The organism is Nostoc flagelliforme FACHB-838 (assembly GCF_014698065.1).
Lineage (GTDB): Bacteria > Cyanobacteriota > Cyanobacteriia > Cyanobacteriales > Nostocaceae > Nostoc > Nostoc flagelliforme_B.
Genome location: NZ_JACJSI010000434.1, coordinates 1 through 4,643 on the forward strand (window position 1 = coordinate 1; position 4,643 = coordinate 4,643).

Here is a 4,643-nt window from a genome sequence, read left to right on the forward strand (position 1 = left end):
TTGGCTGGTCTGTATGATGGTAATCCCAAGCGCCACACAACCAAACCAACAGCAGAAAAGTTGTTGAATGCTTTCAATGGTATAACAATGTATTTTCATCGAGACGGCAGCTACGAAATGACTCAACTCGGTGAACTTCAACAACAAATTTTAACTCTGATGGGAATACCGCAGTCACTTTACACTTTCCCTTACCTTGTACCTGGATAAGTGCTTACCAGAATCCTATCTAATTAAGCTCCATAAGCTTTACAGTGCATTAATTCCTCTTCTAGCTTTTTAAATCAGCGAACCGACCGATATTATCTTGTCCTTCTTGAGTAGCTTTTCGGCGACAAAGAGCAATTACATCTAGGTTTTGGGCGATTTCTTTGGGTATTCCTGCCTGTTCATAAACTTCTGAGGGCAGTCCATAGAGTGTCCCAACCTGGCGTAGCGTTAGATCCAGTACAGCACTTAGAATACGTCCTTCCGTCTTCTTGCTGTAAGATAGCGATGTATCTGTGCTTTCATCTTCTTTGGCAGATGATTTTGGTATAACTGTTTGCACCATTTGGGAACCGATTTTTTCTAACACACAAGCTTCACGAACTACTCTATAGATGCTTTGCTTGGGATGAACTCCCTTTTTTTTTGTTTGTCCAATTTCAATAATTGCAAAACAGTAAGGCTTAGTAGTAGAGTCAATTGAAGCAATAACCTTCTGTTTCAAAAAGTCGCGCCATGCATCGAGCTTCATTTGATGCTGCTTGCGGATATGTTTGTCAAACTCTTGACTATTTTTAGTTGTAAGTCCGGCTGTGTCGAGTGGTTTCAAAAGATTTGGATCATCAATCCACACAGATGATACTTTGATATGCTCTGGAAAATCTTCTCCTTCATTGAGCAGGAAAGCATCACGCAATGTCTGGCAAGTTACATCATAGGTATATCGTTCACGCCACAGAATAAAAAGATGTATGGGTTTTCCTTGCAACGCCCGCTCAATAGCATCAGCAATGATTGTTTGTCTTTCTTGACGACGGTTATCTACACGTTGCTTAATTTCTTTTTCAGTTAGCTTTTCTTTTTGTTGTATTGTAAAACTTGGAAGTTGAGAAATATATTCGTAATCGCGCATAGCCAAGGGTGTTTTTTGACCAGATGGAACAGGAATATCACACTGCATTGGATCATCAGGTATCAAAACACCATTTAAAAGTTCTAACACTTGAGCAACGATATCACCGCGTTCCTGTAAACTAAATCCTGGTTTAATACTATGTCCTCTTTTATGGTTTTCATGTTCATACTTGTATCCTTCAGCATGAACTAAATAATATTCATCTCTATTCCAGTTAGGATGATTATATAAATTGCTGTAGTTCGCAGGATTGCCAAGAATATTCTGGGTTGTTTCAAGGGGACGCGCTTTGAATGCAGCTAGCAGATTTGGTAACTGAAATTTCCACAGGTCACTATCTTCTCTTCCATTGTTTTCAATGGTAAGACGTATCAAAGTTGAATCTACTTCATAACCAGATAAACGTTCTTCATTCATCCCCATCAAGACAGATATATCACGGGCATAGTTAGTTTCAATTAATGGCTCATGAGCATATCGTTGGCAACTTAAATGCAAAAAAATCCACGGTTGAAGCTTGCCATTTTGGTTGAATCGCCCTGCTTGAGTCTGAACGCGAAAATCCAAGCGATAGACAAAATAACCTTCCCTTTCTTTGCCATAGTCATCTGTGTACAGTGCCGAAAATGGTTGACTGACTAAGAATAGCCCAGTACGACCTGAGCCATCGCCTTGTACCTTGCGCCACTGAATTTCTTGCTCTCTTTGCCCGGAGTGAATAACACATTTTTGTTCATGTAGCAATGTTGCTAAGAAACTAGGAATAGCTTGGTATCCCAGTCCTTTTTCGGCATTGATGTTTTGAATGAGCGTTGCTGGAGTGATAGGTTGCCAATTCCAATTACTAGGAATTATGGCCATGTTTTCAAGGAAGCGATCGCAAACACTATTCACCTGATCTGTTTTACCCTTACCATCAAATTGCTTTGTCCACTCCTGCGCCCAAATCATCACTAACTCATGTATTTGCTCAGGAGTTGGAACTCGCAACGGATTTTCAACTGTTCCTACAGCTAATGCTCGATAATCGCCTGTATCAAAGTATTCAAAACCATGTGTCAACGTTGATGCACAGGCAAGCAATCCATTGTTTAACTGTCGATACGGTATCCAGACCTTTTTCTTGCGATTAGGTGAGAGAACTTCTTCCATACTGTTACGAAAGTCCGCAACAATTTCTGCAAATGGAAACTCAAGTACCGCAATTTCCAAATCTGTAAGAACATCTTCTGCAAGATTCATTCTTGCAGGTAAAAGAATAGGAGGTTGCACGTCTTTTTTAGGCATTATCAATTCCTTTATACAAAAAATTTACCAATGCAGGTCTTCGATTCCTTCCAGGGCATCGGCTAGAGGCTTGTAAAGCGCATTTCCTACTGTGTTTTCCTCGCTGGCGTAGTCACAGATTCGTAGAAGCATTGCAACCAGAAGACTTGTCTCTTCTGTATCTAATTCAGATAATTCTGGATCAGCTTTCCTTGCAGCACTCTTGGGTGCCCAAGCCGCATCGACAAAATAACCACGAAATGGGACACCTCCACGCAAAAGACGACCAACGGCTTGAATAACTAATCCAGCAGTAGTTGCAGCAAGATCGAACCGGGGAAAAGCAAGTAATTCCTGATTATCGCGCAGAGTTTTATAGTAAGAACGTTGTTCAACCGATCGCCAGTAACGCGCCGCTAGTTGGCGCACCTTTTCAGCACGTTGTACAATTCCGTCTCCTTGTTGCCATGCTAGAAAGTCTGCTTTATCCGCCCAATCTAAAGCGCGACGGTTCATTTCTTGGGCGATCGCCTGTGTATCATGTGGATGTGGATATGGACGAGTCAGAAAGTAAATAGCACCAAATGCGGCTTTACCGTTGGCATTCAAAATATTGAAACCACGCCCGATCGCATTCATAGGAGCAACAAGAATCTTTCCTTTAATTTGCCCAAAAGTTTCAATATCTGCACGATTGAGCGCACCCTTATCAGGTGGTTTGACAAATTTCGCTAGCTCATCAAAGTTATCTTCCGTGTATGTATCTACATTGTCACGAACTAGGTGATAAACAACGTCCTGCTTACTTGACCAGCAATTGCGAATTTCGTTTGCTGCCCAACGAGCTTGATCGTAGGAGTTGACGAGTAGAAGAAGGCGATCGCGATCCTTCCAATGGTTACTTAAATCATTTTCGCCAAGACGCTTTAATTCCCTAAGTTCTTGCCCTAGATGCCCTGTACCGTTAGTACCAACGAGCGATCGCGCTATTTCCTGAAATAAACCCATTTTCTGCCGTTCAGGGCTACCAGAAATACGGAGGGGTTTTTTCTTTTGGTCAAATTGAGGAAGAAATTTGAAGTGGCTTTGAGCGATCGCATCTCTCGCCCCCTGTTCTGGCATTAAAACACCATGCGGATTAGCAACGTGAAAGCTGGTAGAATGTGGTAAATAGGATGTTCCAGAAAGTGCTAACACGTTGGGGCCACGTTGACCGTTAAAATCGGTTAATAAACGATGAAAATTTAAAATATAGCAGCGTCCAATATTGGTGTAGGCAAATAACGTCAGCGTATTATTGCTGCCATATCTGGATCTTTTATCGTCATCATTCCCTCTAGAGTAATAAGTGCCGAACTGTCGCCCCGTGGGAGGTAATGGCAAAATATTCAATATTGCAGCAGGCATTCGATCATGTGGTGATTCGTCGTTGATTGATGTCGGTCGATTATGCCATTCATAGAAGACAATTCGAGTGTGTCGATCCAAAAGGGCGATCGTCAGCGCAAATTGGAGGCGATAAGCCAATGTTTCAATAGTATCTACATCTGGCTCATCTCCGTTCGGTGAACGTCGCTGTTGTTGAGAACTTTGATTGCGATTCTCCAATTCTGTTCGTAGTTGCGCTAAACACTGTTCTGTATTTGGGAAAAATTCGATAATCCAGGCTCTGCAATCTCTGTGGATATTCTCATCTGAAGCACTTTCTCCAGTACTATTGATTTCTTGCATAAGACGCGCCAGACGAAAGACTGGATCTCGGTTTGGGTTAGATGAAGATTGCATCCGCAACGGATCATCCTCGTTGAGTAGTGCATCAAAATAGCGCACAATTGGCTCAACAAGTTGAGTATTTGCTGTTGAAACTGCCTCAGATGTATCAGAAGGTTCAAATTCTTCTAATCCAGCAAGACGACGGGCAAATTTGAACAGAAGAGAGTTAGGTGTAAAGTAACCTCGTTTTACCCATTTTCCGAGAAATTGATGTCCAACCTGTTTATCGAGTAGGGTCAATGTTGCTGTAATAGCTTTTTGTGCATCACGTTCTGCACCAGTCCATCGCTGTGTTGTTGGGGGCATAACACGGTTAGTTTTAGAGAATTGTTCTGTTTTCACGCCAATATCATCAAAAACGCCGCTATTAAGCTGTTCCACATCTAATTTGCATAAAATGTAAATTAAATAAACTCGTGGACTTACTGCTATGCCAGCCAAAGGATACTTAAGTAAATTACAGAAAGAGAATTTACAAAAA

At 41.7% G+C, this 4,643-nt stretch carries 1 protein-coding gene and 2 pseudogenes; 1 reads left to right on the plus strand and 2 read right to left on the minus strand.

The window, feature by feature from the left end; all coding sequences use genetic code 11:
• A pseudogene (locus H6G97_RS45810) lies at nucleotides 1–210 on the plus strand (hypothetical protein); the annotation flags it as partial.
• A 61-nt stretch (nucleotides 211–271) separates the two neighbouring features.
• On the opposite strand, the gene H6G97_RS54195 reads toward H6G97_RS45810, so the two are convergent.
• Nucleotides 272–2,410, minus strand: a complete 2,139-nt coding sequence (locus H6G97_RS54195; RefSeq protein ID WP_242056077.1) for a pPIWI_RE module domain-containing protein — start codon at nucleotides 2,408–2,410, stop codon at nucleotides 272–274.
• A gap of 24 nt (nucleotides 2,411–2,434) precedes the next feature.
• A pseudogene (locus H6G97_RS45820) lies at nucleotides 2,435–4,643 on the minus strand (hypothetical protein); the annotation flags it as partial.

Coding starts and splice junctions, on each gene's coding strand:
- H6G97_RS54195 (WP_242056077.1), bottom strand. CDS start 2,410: ATGCCTAAAAAAGACGTGCAACCTCCTATTCTTTTACCTGCAAGAATG.